Here is a 16,758-nt window from a genome sequence, read left to right as displayed (position 1 = left end):
ATGTATCTGGTTTTTATCGCAATGTTAGCAATGAATATGTCAAAAGAAGTATTGTCTGCTTTTGGCTTAATGAATGAGAAATTTGAAAGTGCCAATGCATCTTCAAATATGAGCAATGCACAAAAGTTAGCTTCATTAGATACTAAAGCAGAAGAGGCAAAAGGAGAATTTGCTCTGGCGGCTCAAACAGCTCATAAAGTGGAAGCTATATCTAAAGATTTTTACAATTATATAAATACATTAAAGACAGATGTTGTAAAAGGATTTGATAAAGATGCAGCAACAGGAAAATTACCTTATGAGGATATGGAGAAAGGTGATAATACTGATAATTGGTTTGTTGGAGAAGGTTATACTGCAAAAGGAAATGAGATTGTTGCAAAAATTAATAAGTACAAAGCTGATATGAAAGCGGTACTAAGTGACAAAAAATACAAAGCAATTGTAGCTGAGATTGATAGCAAATTTGATACATCAGACGTTAAAAATAAAGAAGGTTTAAAAGATAAATTTTTATCGTACCATTTTAAAAATTTCCCTGCAGTTGCATCGGTTGCAAAATTATCTGCTTGGCAAAGTGATGTTCAAAAAACGGAATCAGATGTTTACAGTGCAGCTTTAGGAGAGGCAGCAATGACGACTAACTCTTATAACAATTATAAAGCAATTGTAGTTCTTGATAAAAACGCTTACTTTCAGGGAGAAACGGTTACAGGTAAAGTTGTTTTAGGTCGTTATGACGAAAATACAATACCAACTTCATTCTCTGGTCCAGGAAAAATTGTAAACGGACAAGCTGTTATTTCTATGACTGCTGGTGGAGTAGGAGAACAAAGTATTAACGGGCAATTTACTTTCTTAGAAGATGGAAAAACAATTCCACTTAAATTTGAAGGTAAATATGTTGTAGTACCAAAACCAAACTCTGCAACTATTTCTGCAGATAAAATGAATGTAGTTTATAGAGGAGTTGTTAACCCAATCTCGGTATCATTTGCAGGTGTTGCTGATAATAAAGTTGTAGCAAGTGCTCCAGGATTATCTTCTGCTGGTAGACCAGGAAAATATAATATGAGTCCGGGTACAGGCACAGAAACTACAATTACTGTTACAGGTACATTACCAAACGGTTCTACAGTTTCTGATAAGAGAACTTTTAGAATTAAAGGTATTCCTGCCCCAGTTGGAACTATTAGAGGAGAAATGGGTATTGTAAAAGGGCCTAAATCGAATCTGGAAGTAGTTACAATTGGAGCTAAATTGGTAGACTTTGATTTTGAAGTAGGATTAGATGTTGTTGGATTTAATTTTAAAATTCCGGGACAAGCTACAGTTGTAGTTTCTGGTGATAAATTAAATGCGCAATGTAAAGCTGCATTATCTAAAGCAGGTAGAGGAGATCAAGCTACGATTTCGGAAATTAAAACTAGACTTGTTGGAGGAGGAAACTATCAAGTATCCAGAACCGCTCCAGTAATTTTTGAAATACAATAAATAAAGTATTTACTTTTTTAAAATAGATTTAAACCTGTTCATTTAATTGAGCAGGTTTTTTTTGCTAAAGTTGTAATGTTATAAGGCTTCATCCCATTTACCGTTATCTTTTGCAATATCAATTAGCTTTTGTCCGTGTTCGGTCATTAAGCCCTGTTCTATCAGTCGTTCTGCTCGTTCTCTATTGGGTTTACTCCATTTGTTTTTTTTGGGGTTTCGGGGAGAGAATGTCAAATAAAAACTTTCGGAATCCCGTTTTTTGCATAAACTATCTATCCAACCATAACATAATGCTTCTTCGGTTGCATCATTAAGATTAACACTTTGTGTAGTGCTTTTTTTGTGGTATAAAATTAACCAAACAGATTTTTCGACTTGACTATTTTCTTTCAGCCAATTTCGCCATTCAGCTCTTGTAATAGCATAGATTGCTAGTTTTCCATCTTTAGTTTCCATAAGTTTCCATAATTTATGATTTCTATTAACAAAGTTAAGATGATCTTATGACAGCAGTATGTTAGCAGTTTGTATGAATTATCATATTGGTATATTGTAATATATTGCTGTTATCGTATAATTTCGATTAATTTTTTTTAACCTATTTTTACTTAAATAGTATTAATAATCAATTTGTTTACTTGTAAAATTAAAATTTTAAACTTGAAATAAGTTGGAAACCATTTAAATTATAAAATATGAAAATAGGATTAATAGGATTTGGAAAAACAGGAAAGTCAGTTGCTTCAGTATTACTTGAAAATAAAAATTTTTGTTTAGAATGGGTATTAAGACAAAGTACAGTTTTAGAACATCGATCAGTACCAGAGTTTTTTGGTGTTCCTTCAGATGAACCAGGATTAATATATTCTAGTTCCAAAACAACAATTAAAGAGCTTTTAGACAAACATCCTGTCGATATTATAATTGATTTTTCTTCAAGTTTAGGAATTCATACTTATGGTGAAGCTGCTGCCCAAAGAGGCATTAAAATTATATCGGCGATATCTCATTATAAAGATAAAGAATTAAAATTTTTAAAAGAATTAGCGATTAAAACAACAGTGTTTTGGTCTCCAAATATTACTCTTGGAGTTAACTATTTGTTATTTGCAGCTAAATTTTTGAAAAAAATTGCACCTTGGGTTGATATTGAGGTTAATGAAGAACATTTTAAGTTAAAAGAAGGAACATCTGGCACCGCTATAAAAATTGCAGAAGCTCTAGATGTCGAGAAAGAAAGCATAAATTCAGTTAGGGCAGGAGGTATCGTAGGAAAGCATGAAGTAATATTCGGGTTTCCTTACCAAACAGTTCGACTTATTCACGAATCGATTTCGAGGGAAGCATTTGGAACTGGAGTTATTTTTGTTGCCGAAAACATAGAAAATAAAGGTATCGGATTGTATAATTTTGAGGATATTTTAGCACCTTACTTTCAACTTGATAAATAGGGTTAAAGAATAATTGTAAAGGTTTTAATTTACTGGAATTAACCGCAAAGGGTGCAAAGGGCTACGCAAAGTTCGCAAAGTTTCTCCCCAATATTGTGGTTGTATTGTGATTTTTAAGCCATGTATTTTCGACAAAGATTGTCTAAAAGGGAACGCGGATGACACAGATTCGCTAAAGCGAAAACACGGATTAAACACAGATTTTCTCTAGTCCCGATGCTCAATGTCATTAAGTTAAGAGATTTTATATTTTACGCTGTTTCACACATCTGAAATCAAAAATCGTTAATCAAAAATCATTAATCAAAAATCTTTTAATCTGTGGCAAAAAAATAACGATTAAGGATGCAATCCCGATCCCGATGCGTCGGGACGGGATACGCAAAGTATCTCTCCAATATTGTCATTCTGAGGAACGAAGACACGAGCGATAGCGAACTGGCGAAGCAATCTTATCAAGAAACTCCATAATCTTTGTCGAGCTACTTAATAAGACCCTTCGTTCCTCAGGGTGACAAGATTGTGATTAGAACCTTTGTCCCTTTGCATCTATGAACCTCTTTTCCTTAAAATGTTCCTCAAAAATCTTTCCACCTCCATAAATGTAGACATGCAAATGTTCTGTATGGACTCCATGGTTTCGAGAGACGAATAATGTCTTCATTAAATTTTTTCTTATCGGTTTTATCGAGATCAAACAAGATTGCCATTTTGTTACGAATAATTAAATCATCGGCCGAAAAAACATCTTCGCGTCCTAAGGCAAACATAAGTAAGTTTTGGGCTGACCATTTGCCTATACCTTTAATAGAAGTTACCAAATCGATAATTTCCTGATCGGTCATTTCGATAAATTTGTTGTATTCTAATCCAAAATCGGCATCAAATTTTGCTACATTTTTTATATAGCTAACTTTTGGTTTTGATAAACCTATTGCTTGCAATATTTCATCTGGAGTTTCAAGAATTTGAGAAGAATTAGGCTCTAGCCCGTCGTATATATCCAGAAAACGTTTTAAAAAAACATCACCAACTTTGGCAGATAATTGCTGATTAATAATTGATGTATATAAAAACTGAGCAAGATTAGTGTTTGTTTTAAGTTCACGATGTTCTGCATTTTCAAGAATTTTTTGGAATGCAGAATCTTTCGAAAGATGTGATATATAGGGATGTGACATTGTTGAGGTATTAAATTTAGAAAATAAGAAATATTAGGTACCAACTTTATCGACAGGTCTAAAACGTAATGCGCTCCAAGTATCGTTTATAGAAATAGCCGTTACTGTCTTTAATCCAAATTCTTTACCAGTAACATGAATCGTATCTCTATTTATGTCAGTTTTAATTTTAGAAGTTCCTTTCGGGTACGCAAACCATAAGACACTATCAGATTCTACGTTTTCTAAATCATTTTTAAGGTAATTTAAAAACTCTTCGTTATTATTGATGAAAATTAGGGTGTTTGTACTTTTTGTTTTTTTATCAAAAGTAGTTTTCATGCCAAGCTGAATAAACTCATCTTCTATTACTTTTGGAGCATTAATAACTGTTCCTTTATCCTTAAATTTTAGTTTCTTGATAACATCTAGCATTATTTATAAATTACTTGGTTTGTTTAATGCTAATATAAGTGTTTTTTTTAAAGGTTCAAAGGCGCAAAGGTTCTGAGGTTCAAAGGGGCAAAGGGACAAAGGTTCTGAGGTACTAAGAGACTAAGAAATTGTGACTGAAAACAGAGACTGAAAACAGAGACTGAAAACAGAGACTGAAAACCGAAACTGAGACTGAATACTTTTTCTGGCATAGATCACTTTTCGATTGTACGAAGTGCCTTTTTTATTATATAAACAGTTTCTTTTGTGGGACTTATGTTCTTCCAATTTTCGCAAATACTAATTACAAATTCTGGTTTGGTTTTGCTAGCATCATTTAGCCAGTTGCCAACACTATCTTGTACATATTTTGATTTATCCGATTTTAGAGGTTCCAAAATGATTAAACCTAAATCAGGATTTTGCTTTAATTCTTCGATATGTTCGCACCAAACGCCTCTTGGCCTTGTGGCTTCACTGGCAAATCGTCTTACGTTTTCGTCTGCGTGTTTTGCCCATTTAGCTAGGATTCCCAAACTTTCGGTTAGATTCTGGGCAATTGTTTGTCTTACGGCTAACCAGCAAATCTCTCTAACGCCAAAATGTTTATCGGCAGAAAAAAACTGAATCTGTTCCAACATTTCTTCAATTGATAGCTCGGTATTTTTTCCAATTGTATAGGTTGCCCAACATCTAATTAAATCCGATTTATGCTTTGATAGTATTGAAAATAGTTCTGTATCATCTTCTGATTTTGCTAATTTAAAAAGACTTGTTCCAATGGCTTCATTAATAGTATTGACAGTTTGTTTCTTTAACGCGTCAATTGTAGTATTGATTGGCTCTAAATACCTTAAACGATTATTCTGCTCAAGAAAGTTCTTAAGGAGTAGTTTTTGATCAATTGCGAGCCATTCGACTAAATTAGCGGTTTCGATTTCTCCTTTATTTAATTTCTCCAAAATATCTTTGGGTATGTCTTTTGTTGAGCGTGAGCCTTTTCGTTTTATATCTGGCATCCTGATTTTATCTATTGTTTAAATAAACATGCATTTGCACGGTTTCTCATTTGCTTTGCTAAAATGTTTATTAATTTTACAAAGGTTTAAAAGAAAGTTCATATGTGCAATAACGCATATTATTGTCACATAGGGGTAAAAAAGTCACTATTATGAAAACAAAGGAAAGAAACATAGAAAACAAAATTTGTCCGTTGGAAGTAGCAGTTAATTCTATCAGTGGTAAATGGAAAATTCCGATTGTTTGGCAAATTAATGAAGGTAAAAAGCGCCCAAGTGAATTTTTGCGTGGAATTGCCAAGGTCGATAGAAGAGTTTTGAACCAACAGTTAAAAGAAATGGAACAAGATGGTATCTTAACTAAAGTTTCATTTAATGAACTTCCGCCAAGAGTAGAGTATTCGCTCACCGAACTAGGGGAGAAGTTGGTGGATATTCTGTGGATGTTAAACGATTGGGGTAAATTAATGATTCCTGAAGAAGAGTTTCATATTGAGTAAACGTGTTCCAAATTTTAAAATGAAACATTTCTTGATGCAAAAAGTACTAGGCTTTAAAAAAGTAGATTTAATTTTAAGCATAGTTAAATTCGAGAATAAATTTAATATAAACGACTATTCATTTTAGTTTTTTATGTTTTGTTTATATCATTTTATTAATATTAAAAAGAATCGCATTTTATTGCTTTCAAATGAACAATTTGATAAAATCGCTCATGGCAAAAATAAAGGACTCCATACACAAAAGACAACTATATCATTTCTCATTTGATACCATCGATTGCGAAAATGATTTTACAGATTATGCTGAGGCCAAAGAATATTTACTATGCGTATTGGTTAATACCAAAGTTTTGGATATTCTGGCAATTAATGAGCGCTCTTTTATTCTTGAATTTGATAATGAGCAACCTAAATTGTTTGCTTATCTAAAAACTAATTTAGAAAAGTATTTTTACTTTACAGTTTCTCAAATACCAATAAGTGATAAAAATAGCCCTACGATTCACATCAATAGGGATATTATGCTGGCGATACACCAAAAAATGTTACTGAAAAGCTTAAAATGTTCTACTAGTATTTTACGCAAAATCTCTATTTACTAGCGTGTAAGTAGTGTTTTTAATTAAACCAAAGGTCTTTTTGTTACAAAATAAGCTATTTCTTCGTCATCTCTTATTATGTTATCTAATCGCTCAAATCCTACTTTCTGTAATACATTTTGGGATCCGCTATTGTTAAGATCTGTTATAGCAACTACCTCATTTATATCAGTATTTGTAAAGCAATATTGGGTTAAACCTTTACATACTTCTGTAGCAATTCCTTTTCCCCAGTATTCTTTACTAAGTACATATCCTATTTCTATTTGATTGGTGTTGTGTACAAAAACACGGGCAACACACATACCTATAAAATTATTATTTGTAGTATCAAAAATAGCCCATCGGCTTAGGTTTCCTTTCTGATAATTTTCAAGAAGTTCACTAAACATTTCCTCATATCTCTCAGGGGAAACTTGAGGTAAATATTGAGTCACTTCGTCGTCTTTAAACAGATCTAAAAACGTTTGTTGCTCTTCTGGCAAGAACTCACGAATAATTATTCTAGGAGTTTGATATAAATTTGACATATTATTTTTTTGTATGTATCAAAAGTAAAAAAAACATATTATTTAGATGGATGAAATGTTAATATAATTGTTTGTTTTAGTTTTGTTTTTACTTTTTTCGCAACATTCCAGCTATCTTTATTCGATAAAATTAAAATACATATATTCGCAAACTTCAATAAAGAAAGACAGTATTATATTTATGAATTATAGATTTTTAGTGTATTGCTTTTTATTTATAATTGGTGCTATTGCCTATTATAAGTTAAACAAATGGTCATTAGAAGGCAGAGATGGAAATAAAAATCCTGATTTGTATTCAAAACCACAAACAAACCTTCAGAATTTTAATAGTTGGGTAATTATTATAGGTTTTGTAATAGGCGCAATAGTATGTTTATTTAAGTCAATTAATTAAAATTAAAAATGGGTATAGAAGAAATAGTTAGGCTAATAATTCCTTTAATCAGTATTGTTATGGGATTTGCAATTAAGAACTCAAAGAATGAGAGTTATACTTCGATGAAAAAATACTGGTGGTTTTTTGTTGTCATAGGAATGCTTTTATTCTCGTACCGATTGTACAAGTTTTTATATCATTAATATAAAAACGAATATAGATTTAAAGACCAAAAGATTATCGTCTAAAAGATGGATTTGATCTGTAATTATCCTCTTTACTCCGTATGCAACAAGTGTGTTTTTGATGCTTATGGGAATAAAAATCAGGAAGTACTACCAAAATAATGTTTATATTTATTGTAAGATTAGTTCTCAAATAAATAAGTAGTCATAATTATATCGAATGTTTTATATAAAGTCTTAGTTTAGATTAACAGAGGTAATTATGCTAATTTTCAATTTCTAATCAAAATCGTTATTACTAATAAATTAGCACCTTGGTCTTTATGAAATTTTTAAAATCACCTTTAGTTGTTTTCTGCTTTTTGTTTTCTTTTACACATAGCATTGCGCAAGATTTAAAACCCGGATTTGATAAGGCAGAATATCGTGAGTTAGTTTATATCGCCACTCGATCGACAGAATCTCCAGAGAAAGCAAAGGATATTCCGCTGCCAGAACATTCAAAATTGGTGTATCAAAGCAAATCAATAGGGCTGGACAATCAGTGGGAGTTATGGCTTAAAGATGGTAAAACTGCAGTATTGTGTACAAGAGGAACTACCGAAAAAGGAGAAAGTTGGCTTGCAAATCTTTATGCAGCAATGACTCCGGCAATGGGAGAATTAAAAATTTCTAATACAGATACTTTTAAATATGAATTATCTACTAATAAAGATGCAGCTGTTCATACGGGATATCTTTTAAGTACTGCTTTTCTTTCTAAAGAAATGCTCCCAAAAATAGATTCTTGTTATAAAACAGGGATTAAGAATTTCATAATCATGGGACATAGCCAAGGCGGAGGAATTAGCTATTTGCTTACAGCACATTTTTATAATTTGCAAAGCAAAGGTATTATACCAGCCGATATTCGTTTTAAAACCTATTGTAGTGCAGCTCCTAAACCCGGTAATTTATATTTTGCATATGATTATGAGCGTAAAACTCAAAACGGTTGGGCATATAATGTTGTAAGTGCTGCAGATTGGGTTCCTCAAACACCATTTTCTGTAGAAATGCCTGAAGATTTACCTATAGTAAGTCCAATTGCCTTAGTAGAAGAAACCATTAAGAACCAAAACTTCTTTAAAAGAATGCTTTTAAACATGGTTTATGATAAAGCAACGAGCCCATCACGTAAAACGGTAAAAACGTATCAAAAGTTGTTAGGTAAAGAAATGGCTAAGAGAGTAAAAGAGTTTTTGCCTGAGTTTGTACCACCACCTTTTTATAACAGTAATAATTATGTGCGTACAAGTACTACTATTGTACTTTATCCTAAACAAGATGATGCGGTGTATTATGAAAAATTCCCAAATAATAGTAAGGATTTAATGATTCATCATTCTTTTCCACCTTACTTATACCTTCTGGATCAGTTGGAATAGAGTATTTGGTCTTATCTTATTATAAAAATAACTTTTATAGGTGTTAAAATTGTGATTTAATAGCATTGATTTATCATAAATGTTTTTAGTTCAGGCAAATAATTGTAATTTTGAGCTGTAAAATTTTCTATGAAAAAAGACTTCAATATATTATTAGCAGATGACCATAGTGTAGTACGGCACGGAATTTCTTTATTATTAAAAGAAGCTTTCCGAAGTATTAACATTACTCATGCAGATAGTTTTGAAGAAGTTATAAGCAAACTACGCCAGAAACAAGACTTGATTTTTTTAGATATTAACCTTCCTGGAGGGAATAGCACTAAAATGGTTGAAAAAATCAAGCAAAATCACCCTAATTTATTGATCTTGATGTTTTCTGCTTATGATGAAACGCAATATGCTTTGCGTTATATTCATGCTGGTGCCAATGGTTTTTTAAATAAAGACAGCAGTGACGAGGAAATTATTAAAGCTGTTCGCTCTGTTATAGAAACCGGAAAATATATTAGTGATGTTGTAAAAGAGAAAATTCTTCAAAATGCCCTAAATAAAACACCAATAAATCCATTAGAAATCCTTTCGGATAGAGAGATTGAAGTTGCCGAACTTCTTGTTAATGGAGAAGGGAATCTCGAAATATCGAATAAGTTGAATATCCAGATGACAACAGTAAGTACTTTTAAAAATAGAATCTTTGAAAAACTAGGGATCAACAATGTTGTTAGACTAGTCGAAATTTTAAAAATCTATAAAAACTAGACAAAAATCTAGTCTTTCTTATAACTCATAAACTAGATTTATTTGGTATTCAAAAACAGAATTGTAATTTTTGTACCGATATTTATAGTACTCTCAATCTTCATTTTAGCTTTCATAATCTCCAAAAGTTCGGTCACAATTTGTAGCCCCATTCCAGGTTTTTCTTGGGTTTGCGTTAATTTTATATCCTGTTTATTGTAAAGGTTTACAATATCGCCAGACATTCCGCTTCCAGTATCTTTAATAGCAAAGAAAAGCTTGTTATCCATTATTCCTGAGACTAAAGTAATTTTTCCTGATGGAGTATTTTTTATTGCATTGTCCAGAAGATTATGTACAACGATTGAAAATAATAATCGATTATTGCTGATGGTTTGGTTCGCATCAATGAGGTTTTCAATTACGATTTTTTTGGAAGAGGCAATGGTCAGGAAAATTTTTATTTTTTCTTCGATCAGATCATATAAACAATACGTACTGGATAAATTTTCGTGTTTAGATACTTTGGTATATTCTAATATATTATTTACAAAATTATAGAGTTGGAAAGATGAAGTATGTAATGATTTTATACCATCCTGAACAGCTTCTGAATCATTTGGGTTTTGATAAATGTGTTTTGCAGTCATTGCCAAAAAACGCAATGGACTTTTTATATCGTGTGTAATTGTTCCTATAAGTTTTTTGTGATTTGTGATTTGTTCACGTAAATTTTCGGTTGTATCCTTTAATGTTGTAATTGTATTACGGAGTTGAAAAGTTTGTTCGGCTATTTTTTTTTCTAAATGAATGTTTTTCAATCGAACATATTTCAGTCTTAATTTTACAACATAATATAGAGTAGTAAAGGCTAAAATAAAAATCAATACGTTAAACCAAATGGTTTGATAAAATGCCGGAGCGATTATTATAGTTAGTGTTTTGTATCGGTATTCAGAATCATGTCCGGTCATTTTTCTGGCTGTCAGATGATAAGTTCCGTGCGGTAAAGTCGTAAAGTAAATATTATTATCGATTATCGATTCCCATTTTTGAGATATCGGACCTTCGACTTTGGTTTCTATATTTAAGTTATTTGAATTTCCATAATAAGGACTATTTATAAAAAGCCTAAGTCGTTCAAAATCATGATTTAAGTTAAGAGTGTCATTTTTAATAGTAACATTTGAGTTGTTGACTTCTGCTTGCTCAAAATAAATATCTCCTTTAGGTAAAAGTCTTTTTACTTTTTTAGAATCAAATACCACATTTCCTTTCATTGATGGGAATGTTACGTAATTATTCTTTAATAATAATCCGCATGGCTGGCATCCGCCATTAAATTCATTGGTTGCAAAACCATCGGACTTATCATAATATTGATAATAAATATTTTTTATTTTTTTGTTGGAATAATCCAGTAGATTTTTTTTAGAAACCTGAAACAATCCTTTATTGGTAGTAATCCAAAAATATCCGTTTTTATCTTCTATAATACAATGAGAAGTGAGTAGATACTTGTTTTTATCTACAGGAAAAGAGGTGGTTTTTTTAGTAAATTGATTGTATAGATAAAAACCATTTCCATAAGTTGTTATCCATATTTCATCGGGTTTACCAATATATACACTTCTCACATAATTGTTTTCTGTCTCCTTTACATTTTCAATTTTTTTCTCTTTAAAATGAATTTGATGAAATCCCAAATGTGATCCTGTCCAGATAATATTATCTTTTATCTGAAGCATATAGGTTACATTAAAAGGAACATTCATATAAAAATTAAAATGAGGTTTATCTTTTGTACCTCCTAATGTGTATAATTTTCCATTTGGAGAACCTCCAACGCTCATTCCTACTATTATTTCCCCGCTATTCATCTGGAAAATTTGTGTAACCCTATCCTCAAAACTCCATTTGTTATAGGTAATAAAATTGCTTTTTTTATGAAAACAGTATACAATATTATTAGCCTTAGTCCAGATATTTCCCATTTTATCAAACATCAGGCTATAATTATCATTTAGAACTTTAAATAAAGGATTACTTAATGATTGCCCATCTGTTGTGAAAATTTCTCCCGATGTGGCCAAGAATTTATTATCCTGATATGGAACTTGCGCGTAATATACTCCATCCTTATTTTTTCCAGGAATGGCCAAAAAAAGTTTTTCCTTAACCACAAGTAACCCATCAGTGCTACTTCCGATATATAAAATTCGATCATCTAGGTCATAATATGCTGATACTATATTTCTTTTTGAAATATCATAGTTCTTTAAAAGCAAACGAAGTCCAAGTCTTTTATGTTTTTTTTCAAGGATGTAAAAATTGCCTTCAACGATAAAAAATGTTTGTTGAGAAACATTGTTTATGATAATAGAAAAATTATTTGTTTTTAGCCCATCTATCTTTATAGGATTAATTTTTCCATTCTCGAATTTTATGAATTTTTCTCCATCATAGTTGTAAATAATATTGTTTAGTATGAAAAAGTTTTGATACTCATCATAAGCATATTTAACCTGCCACAATAGTTTGTTTTCATCTTGATACAGACCAATATACTTTTTTGAGAGTGTAAAATATTTGTTATCAGTTCTATGAATTTTGTTGTTATAAAACCGTCTTTTTTTATAAAGAGCATTACTGATTTTAAATTGCTTAGGAATTTTATTTTTAGGAATTATAGAAGCAGTATTGTTTTTTATCCGGATATAGTCGGCAAGATCATTGAGTAAATAGATATTGTCTTTAAGTGCATTTCCTCGAAAAAGACTCATCCTGTTAGTAGTCATTCCTGCTACATTTTCGGTATTAAATGTCTTAAATTGATTTCCATCATATCTTACTAATCCATTTTCGGTAGCCATCCATATAAAACCATTATTATCTTTTATTATGGATTTTACACTGTTTTGAGGAAGTATATTATTGTCTGCAGAATACCAAATAAGAGTATAGTCTTTATTATCTATCTGAGAATAAAGAAAATTGACAAAAAACAATGTCAGAAATAATGCTATTAAATTATTAAAATCTTTAATGATTATTGGGATATTTCTTAGAGAAAGGCATTTAAATACCTTGAAAATTTACCGTTCAATATTACGAAAAAGCAGGAGCCTTTATCTGTAGAATTAATTCTACAGTACAATTCTGTATTCTCTACATGGCTTCTTAATGATTAGAAAGAAATTCGCATCTGGATTACTCTAATATGGAAGTAGTTGTTTATCAATTAAAAGCATTGATTAAAAACTGCAAATTTCGATTAAAGCAACCACCAGAATAGAATACCAAATAGTTTGATTTCAATAGTTACAATATTTAGAGATTAATAAATATCTCTGAATACTATTTTTTAGAATTTTAATAACAATTATTATATGAGGAACTTTACTTATTTTAAATTATTAATGCCAAATAAAGAGGGGGCTCTGAATCGATTTCTAGTCTGTTTCTTGTTTCTGTTTATATTTGGAAACACAGGCTACTCACAAGTCCAGACCACACATAGTGCAGGCCCTAATGATACAACAATATTAAACAGATTAAATGGTAGTGGTGTTATTTTGAGCGTTCCCACATTAGTAAAAGGAGATAGAGCTAAGCAAATTGCTATTTTCTCGGGAGGTACACCTGCTGGTTTAGGAATTGATAAAGGTATTTTATTTTCTACAGGACTTGCTACTGCGGATTTAAGTACTAGAAATACAGCTTTAGGGGTGAGTAATAATGCAATGGGATCTTCAACGATTGATCCGGATTTAGCAACTCTTGATGCCTCAGCAAATAATGATGCAGTTGTATATACCTTCAAGGTAACTCTAGATCCTAAAATGACTGCTATTCGTATCTTTTTTCAGTTCGGATCAGAAGAGTATCCTGATTATGTTGGAAGTAGATATAATGATGTTTTTGGATTTTTTATTTCAGGACCTGGAGTTACAGGGACACAAAATATCGCAAAACTGCCATCGAGCAACAGAGAAATTTCTGTTAATTCGGTAAATGGAGGAGTACTTGGAGCTTCTAAGGATAATACAGGCACACCTATAACCGATAGATTTCAGACTGATTATTACATAAATAATGGACATAGTAATACTGGCGCTCTTAATAATGGAATTGGACCTAGGCCCGTATTTGTAGAATACAATGGATTGACAAAAAGAATATCTTATGATCTTACACAACTAACTCCAGGAGCAACCTATAATTTTAAAATAGCAATTGCAGATGTTGGAGATTCTCAATATGATTCAGGTGTATTTGTGGATGTAATTACGGCTAGTTATGGTGCCGATTTATCGGTAAAAAAAGAAGTAGTAGGTACTCCTAAAAAAGTAGGCGATGAAGCTACTTTTCTTATTACAGCTAGTAATGCGGGACCATATGGTGCAACAGGAGTTAAGGTAAACGATTTATTGCCTTCGGGATATACTTTTGTAAGCGCAACTCCATCGGCAGGAACTTATGATCCAGTTACTGGAATTTGGAATATTGGCGTACTTGCCAATAGAGGAAATGCTACTCTTACCGTAAAGGGAATTCTTAAAGCCAAGGGAGATTATAATAATATTGCTAAAATTACAGGAAATGAAGAAGATCCAGATCCTTTAAATAACGAAAGCTCTAGTGAGCCAGTAAAACCACCAGTAGCTAATAATGATTCAGGAAATACTATTGGTGGCACAGCAGTTACTATTGCCGTAACAACAAATGATACTGATCCTGATGGAACTATAAATGTTGCAACAGTAGATCTGGATCCTCTTACGCCAGGTATTCAGGCCACGTTTACAGTAGCAGATGAAGGAACATATACAGTTGATGCTTCAGGAATTGTAACATTTACACCTTTGACAACTTTTAGTGGAGTAGCTAGTTTGAATTATGTTGTAAATGATAATGATGGTTTTACATCTAATGAAGCTACAATTACTGTTACTGTAAAAACGAAACCACCAACAGCTAGTGCACAAACATTTTGTTCTGCTGACTTAAAAATAATAACTGATTTGCCTGCTACAGGTAATGAAATAAAATGGTACGATAGTTTAACAGGTGGGATTCTATATGATGCAACTCATGTATTAGGAACGAGAACCTATTATGCAAGTCAGACTATAAACGGAAATGAAAGTACGAGAACAGCGGTGGCTGTAACGATTAATTCTGCCCCAGTAGCACCAGTTGTAAAAGTTGAAGATAATTGTGATGGTACATCAAAATTATCGACTACAGCTGCTGGTACTTTATTGTGGAGTAATGGCGAAACAACATCTAGTATTATAGTAAATACGGCAGGAACTTATACAGTTACTACTACTGTAAATGGATGTACCAATTCGGGTAGTGGAATTGCTGCTCCAAAAAATGCTCCAGCAGAACCAACAGCAACAACGCAAACATTTTGTTCAGCAGAAGCTAAAAAAGTAGGCGATTTACAAGCTACAGGAACAGCTATTCAATGGTATTCCGCAGCAACAAACGGAACATTATATTCAGTAACAGATATTTTAGCATCAGGAACGTATTATGCAAGTCAGACAATTGATGGATGTGAAAGTGCCAGAACTGCCGTAGTGGTAAAAATAACTCCTACACCTGCAGAACCAACTGCAACAACGCAAACATTTTGTTCAGCCGAAGCTAAAAAAGTAGCCGATTTACAAGCTACAGGAACAGCTATTCAATGGTATTCTGCAGCAACAAACGGAACATTATATTCAGTAACAGATGTTTTAGCATCAGGAACGTATTATGCAAGCCAAACAATTGACGGATGTGAAAGTGCAAGAACTGCTGTAGTAGTAAAAATAACTCCTACCCCAGCAGAACCAACCGCAACAACGCAGACATTCTGTTCAGCCGAAGCTAAAAAAGTAGGCGATTTACAAGCTACAGGAGCAGCGATTCATTGGTATTCCGCAGCAACAAACGGAACTTTATATTCAGTAACAGATGTTTTAGCATCAGGAACGTATTATGCAAGTCAGACAATTGATGGATGCGAAAGTGCCAGAACTGCTGTAGTGGTAAAAATAACTCCAACACCAGCAGAGCCAACCGCTACAACGCAAACTTTCTGTTCAGCGGAAGCTAAAAAAGTAGGCGATTTACAAGCTACAGGAACAGCCATCCAATGGTATTCGGCAAGCACAAACGGAACATTATATTCAGTAACAGATGTTTTAACATCAGGAACGTATTATGCAAGCCAAACCATTGACGGATGTGAAAGTGCAAGAACTGCCGTAGTAGTAAATGTAAACACCACTCCAGCACAGCCAAGATTAGGAACTTTAACAAAACCAACTTGTTCAATTTCAACAGGTAGTATAGTTTTGAATGGCTTACCATCAGGTAATTGGACTATAAATCCTGGAAATATTTCTGGAAATACAACAACTACAACTGTAACAGGTTTAGTACAAGGAAATAGTTATAGTTTCACCGTAACAAGTGATGCAGGATGTATTTCTCTTCCATCTAGTAATATTACTATTGATTATGTTATTTGTGCTATTACAGAAACCACTTCTCCAATAAATGGAAACACAGGAGGAAAAACGCCACCATTAACATCAAACGATAAATTAAACGGAGTAGATGTAGTTATCGGAACGAATCCAGGCGAAGTAAAACTAACGCCAGTAACAGTACCAACAGGACTCACACTAAATCCTGACGGAACTGTAACCATATCTCCAAATACCCCAGCAGGAAACTATGATGTAACGTACAAAATATGCGAAGTAACCAATCCGACAAATTGTGATGAAGTAACTTCAGTAGTTGTGGTAAGTCCACCATTAATCGAAGCTAT

At 32.4% G+C, this 16,758-nt stretch carries 15 protein-coding genes; 9 read left to right on the top strand and 6 right to left on the bottom strand.

The window, feature by feature from the left end; genetic code table 11:
• A partial coding sequence (gldM, locus tag B8T70_RS19380; protein ID WP_086895910.1) for a gliding motility protein GldM occupies positions 1-1,494 on the top strand: 1,494 nt, incomplete at its 5' end.
• Between the two features lie 78 nt (positions 1,495-1,572).
• On the opposite strand, the gene B8T70_RS19375 is transcribed toward gldM, so the two are convergent.
• Complete coding sequence (locus B8T70_RS19375) at positions 1,573-1,950, bottom strand: YdeI family protein (protein WP_086895909.1); 378 nt, start codon at positions 1,948-1,950, stop codon at positions 1,573-1,575.
• 239 nt (positions 1,951-2,189) lie between these two features.
• Here B8T70_RS19375 and B8T70_RS19370 point away from each other — a divergent pair, with 239 nt between their 5' ends.
• Complete coding sequence (locus B8T70_RS19370; RefSeq protein ID WP_039115599.1) at positions 2,190-2,945, top strand: 4-hydroxy-tetrahydrodipicolinate reductase; 756 nt, start codon at positions 2,190-2,192, stop codon at positions 2,943-2,945.
• 578 nt (positions 2,946-3,523) lie between these two features.
• Here the strand turns inward: B8T70_RS19370 and B8T70_RS19365 are convergent.
• The 3 genes from B8T70_RS19365 to B8T70_RS19355 form a co-directional block, all read right to left on the bottom strand.
• On the bottom strand, positions 3,524-4,126 hold the full coding sequence (locus B8T70_RS19365) for a DNA-3-methyladenine glycosylase (RefSeq protein ID WP_086895908.1): 603 nt from the start codon (positions 4,124-4,126) through the stop codon (positions 3,524-3,526).
• A gap of 33 nt (positions 4,127-4,159) precedes the next feature.
• Positions 4,160-4,540: a hypothetical protein gene (locus tag B8T70_RS19360; protein ID WP_052250127.1), complete on the bottom strand. Its 381-nt coding sequence runs from the start codon at positions 4,538-4,540 to the stop codon at positions 4,160-4,162.
• Positions 4,541-4,755: 215 nt separating this feature from the next.
• Positions 4,756-5,559, bottom strand: a complete 804-nt coding sequence (locus B8T70_RS19355) for a DNA alkylation repair protein (protein WP_086895907.1) — start codon at positions 5,557-5,559, stop codon at positions 4,756-4,758.
• Positions 5,560-5,711: 152 nt separating this feature from the next.
• On the opposite strand from B8T70_RS19355, the gene B8T70_RS19350 reads away from it, so the two are divergent.
• Together B8T70_RS19350 and B8T70_RS19345 are read left to right on the top strand one after the other, a co-directional pair.
• The gene (locus B8T70_RS19350; protein WP_039119547.1) at positions 5,712-6,059 is read left to right on the top strand and encodes a helix-turn-helix domain-containing protein; all 348 of its coding nucleotides are present in this window, start codon (positions 5,712-5,714) and stop codon (positions 6,057-6,059) included.
• Positions 6,060-6,274: 215 nt separating this feature from the next.
• Positions 6,275-6,664, top strand: a complete 390-nt coding sequence (locus B8T70_RS19345) for a hypothetical protein (RefSeq protein WP_039115592.1) — start codon at positions 6,275-6,277, stop codon at positions 6,662-6,664.
• Positions 6,665-6,684: 20 nt separating this feature from the next.
• Here B8T70_RS19345 and B8T70_RS19340 read toward each other — a convergent pair whose 3' ends face one another.
• The gene (locus B8T70_RS19340) at positions 6,685-7,191 is read right to left on the bottom strand and encodes a GNAT family N-acetyltransferase (RefSeq protein ID WP_086895906.1); all 507 of its coding nucleotides are present in this window, start codon (positions 7,189-7,191) and stop codon (positions 6,685-6,687) included.
• A gap of 181 nt (positions 7,192-7,372) precedes the next feature.
• Between B8T70_RS19340 and B8T70_RS19335 the strand changes: the two genes are divergently transcribed.
• The 4 genes from B8T70_RS19335 to B8T70_RS19325 all read left to right on the top strand — a co-directional run bounded on the left by B8T70_RS19335 (position 7,373) and on the right by B8T70_RS19325 (position 9,944).
• Entirely contained in the window at positions 7,373-7,588 is a 216-nt protein-coding gene (locus B8T70_RS19335) for a hypothetical protein (protein WP_039115590.1), read from the top strand.
• A gap of 8 nt (positions 7,589-7,596) precedes the next feature.
• Positions 7,597-7,773, top strand: coding sequence for a hypothetical protein (locus tag B8T70_RS23965; RefSeq protein WP_165572124.1), 177 nt, complete (start codon positions 7,597-7,599; stop codon positions 7,771-7,773).
• A gap of 305 nt (positions 7,774-8,078) precedes the next feature.
• Complete coding sequence (locus B8T70_RS19330) at positions 8,079-9,182, top strand: lipase family protein (protein ID WP_086895905.1); 1,104 nt, start codon at positions 8,079-8,081, stop codon at positions 9,180-9,182.
• A gap of 129 nt (positions 9,183-9,311) precedes the next feature.
• A complete protein-coding gene (locus B8T70_RS19325; protein WP_086895904.1) occupies positions 9,312-9,944 on the top strand; it encodes a response regulator transcription factor in 633 nt (210 codons plus the stop codon).
• A gap of 38 nt (positions 9,945-9,982) precedes the next feature.
• Here B8T70_RS19325 and B8T70_RS19320 read toward each other — a convergent pair whose 3' ends face one another.
• Positions 9,983-12,931: an ATP-binding protein gene (locus B8T70_RS19320; protein WP_086895903.1), complete on the bottom strand. Its 2,949-nt coding sequence runs from the start codon at positions 12,929-12,931 to the stop codon at positions 9,983-9,985.
• A gap of 381 nt (positions 12,932-13,312) precedes the next feature.
• Between B8T70_RS19320 and B8T70_RS19315 the strand changes: the two genes are divergently transcribed.
• Positions 13,313-16,758, top strand: a 3,446-nt coding sequence (locus B8T70_RS19315; protein ID WP_123912131.1) for a choice-of-anchor L domain-containing protein, incomplete at its 3' end; no start/stop codon positions are given.

The sequence above is a fragment of the Flavobacterium sp. AJR genome, from assembly GCF_002156885.1.
GTDB lineage: Bacteria > Bacteroidota > Bacteroidia > Flavobacteriales > Flavobacteriaceae > Flavobacterium.
This window is presented reverse-complemented; position numbering and strand designations above follow the sequence as displayed.

What these genes read in the sequence shown, in the direction of transcription:
- B8T70_RS23965 (WP_165572124.1), top strand. Translation starts at nt 7,597, where the DNA reads ATGGGTATAGAAGAAATAGTTAGGCTAATAATTCCTTTAATCAGTATT.
- B8T70_RS19370 (WP_039115599.1), top strand. Translation starts at nt 2,190, where the DNA reads ATGAAAATAGGATTAATAGGATTTGGAAAAACAGGAAAGTCAGTTGCT.
- B8T70_RS19340 (WP_086895906.1), bottom strand. Translation starts at nt 7,191, where the DNA reads ATGTCAAATTTATATCAAACTCCTAGAATAATTATTCGTGAGTTCTTG.
- B8T70_RS19360 (WP_052250127.1), bottom strand. Translation starts at nt 4,540, where the DNA reads ATGCTAGATGTTATCAAGAAACTAAAATTTAAGGATAAAGGAACAGTT.
- B8T70_RS19345 (WP_039115592.1), top strand. Translation starts at nt 6,275, where the DNA reads ATGGCAAAAATAAAGGACTCCATACACAAAAGACAACTATATCATTTC.
- B8T70_RS19355 (WP_086895907.1), bottom strand. Translation starts at nt 5,559, where the DNA reads ATGCCAGATATAAAACGAAAAGGCTCACGCTCAACAAAAGACATACCC.
- B8T70_RS19325 (WP_086895904.1), top strand. Translation starts at nt 9,312, where the DNA reads ATGAAAAAAGACTTCAATATATTATTAGCAGATGACCATAGTGTAGTA.
- B8T70_RS19375 (WP_086895909.1), bottom strand. Translation starts at nt 1,950, where the DNA reads ATGGAAACTAAAGATGGAAAACTAGCAATCTATGCTATTACAAGAGCT.
- B8T70_RS19350 (WP_039119547.1), top strand. Translation starts at nt 5,712, where the DNA reads ATGAAAACAAAGGAAAGAAACATAGAAAACAAAATTTGTCCGTTGGAA.
- B8T70_RS19335 (WP_039115590.1), top strand. Translation starts at nt 7,373, where the DNA reads ATGAATTATAGATTTTTAGTGTATTGCTTTTTATTTATAATTGGTGCT.
- B8T70_RS19330 (WP_086895905.1), top strand. Translation starts at nt 8,079, where the DNA reads ATGAAATTTTTAAAATCACCTTTAGTTGTTTTCTGCTTTTTGTTTTCT.
- B8T70_RS19365 (WP_086895908.1), bottom strand. Translation starts at nt 4,126, where the DNA reads ATGTCACATCCCTATATATCACATCTTTCGAAAGATTCTGCATTCCAA.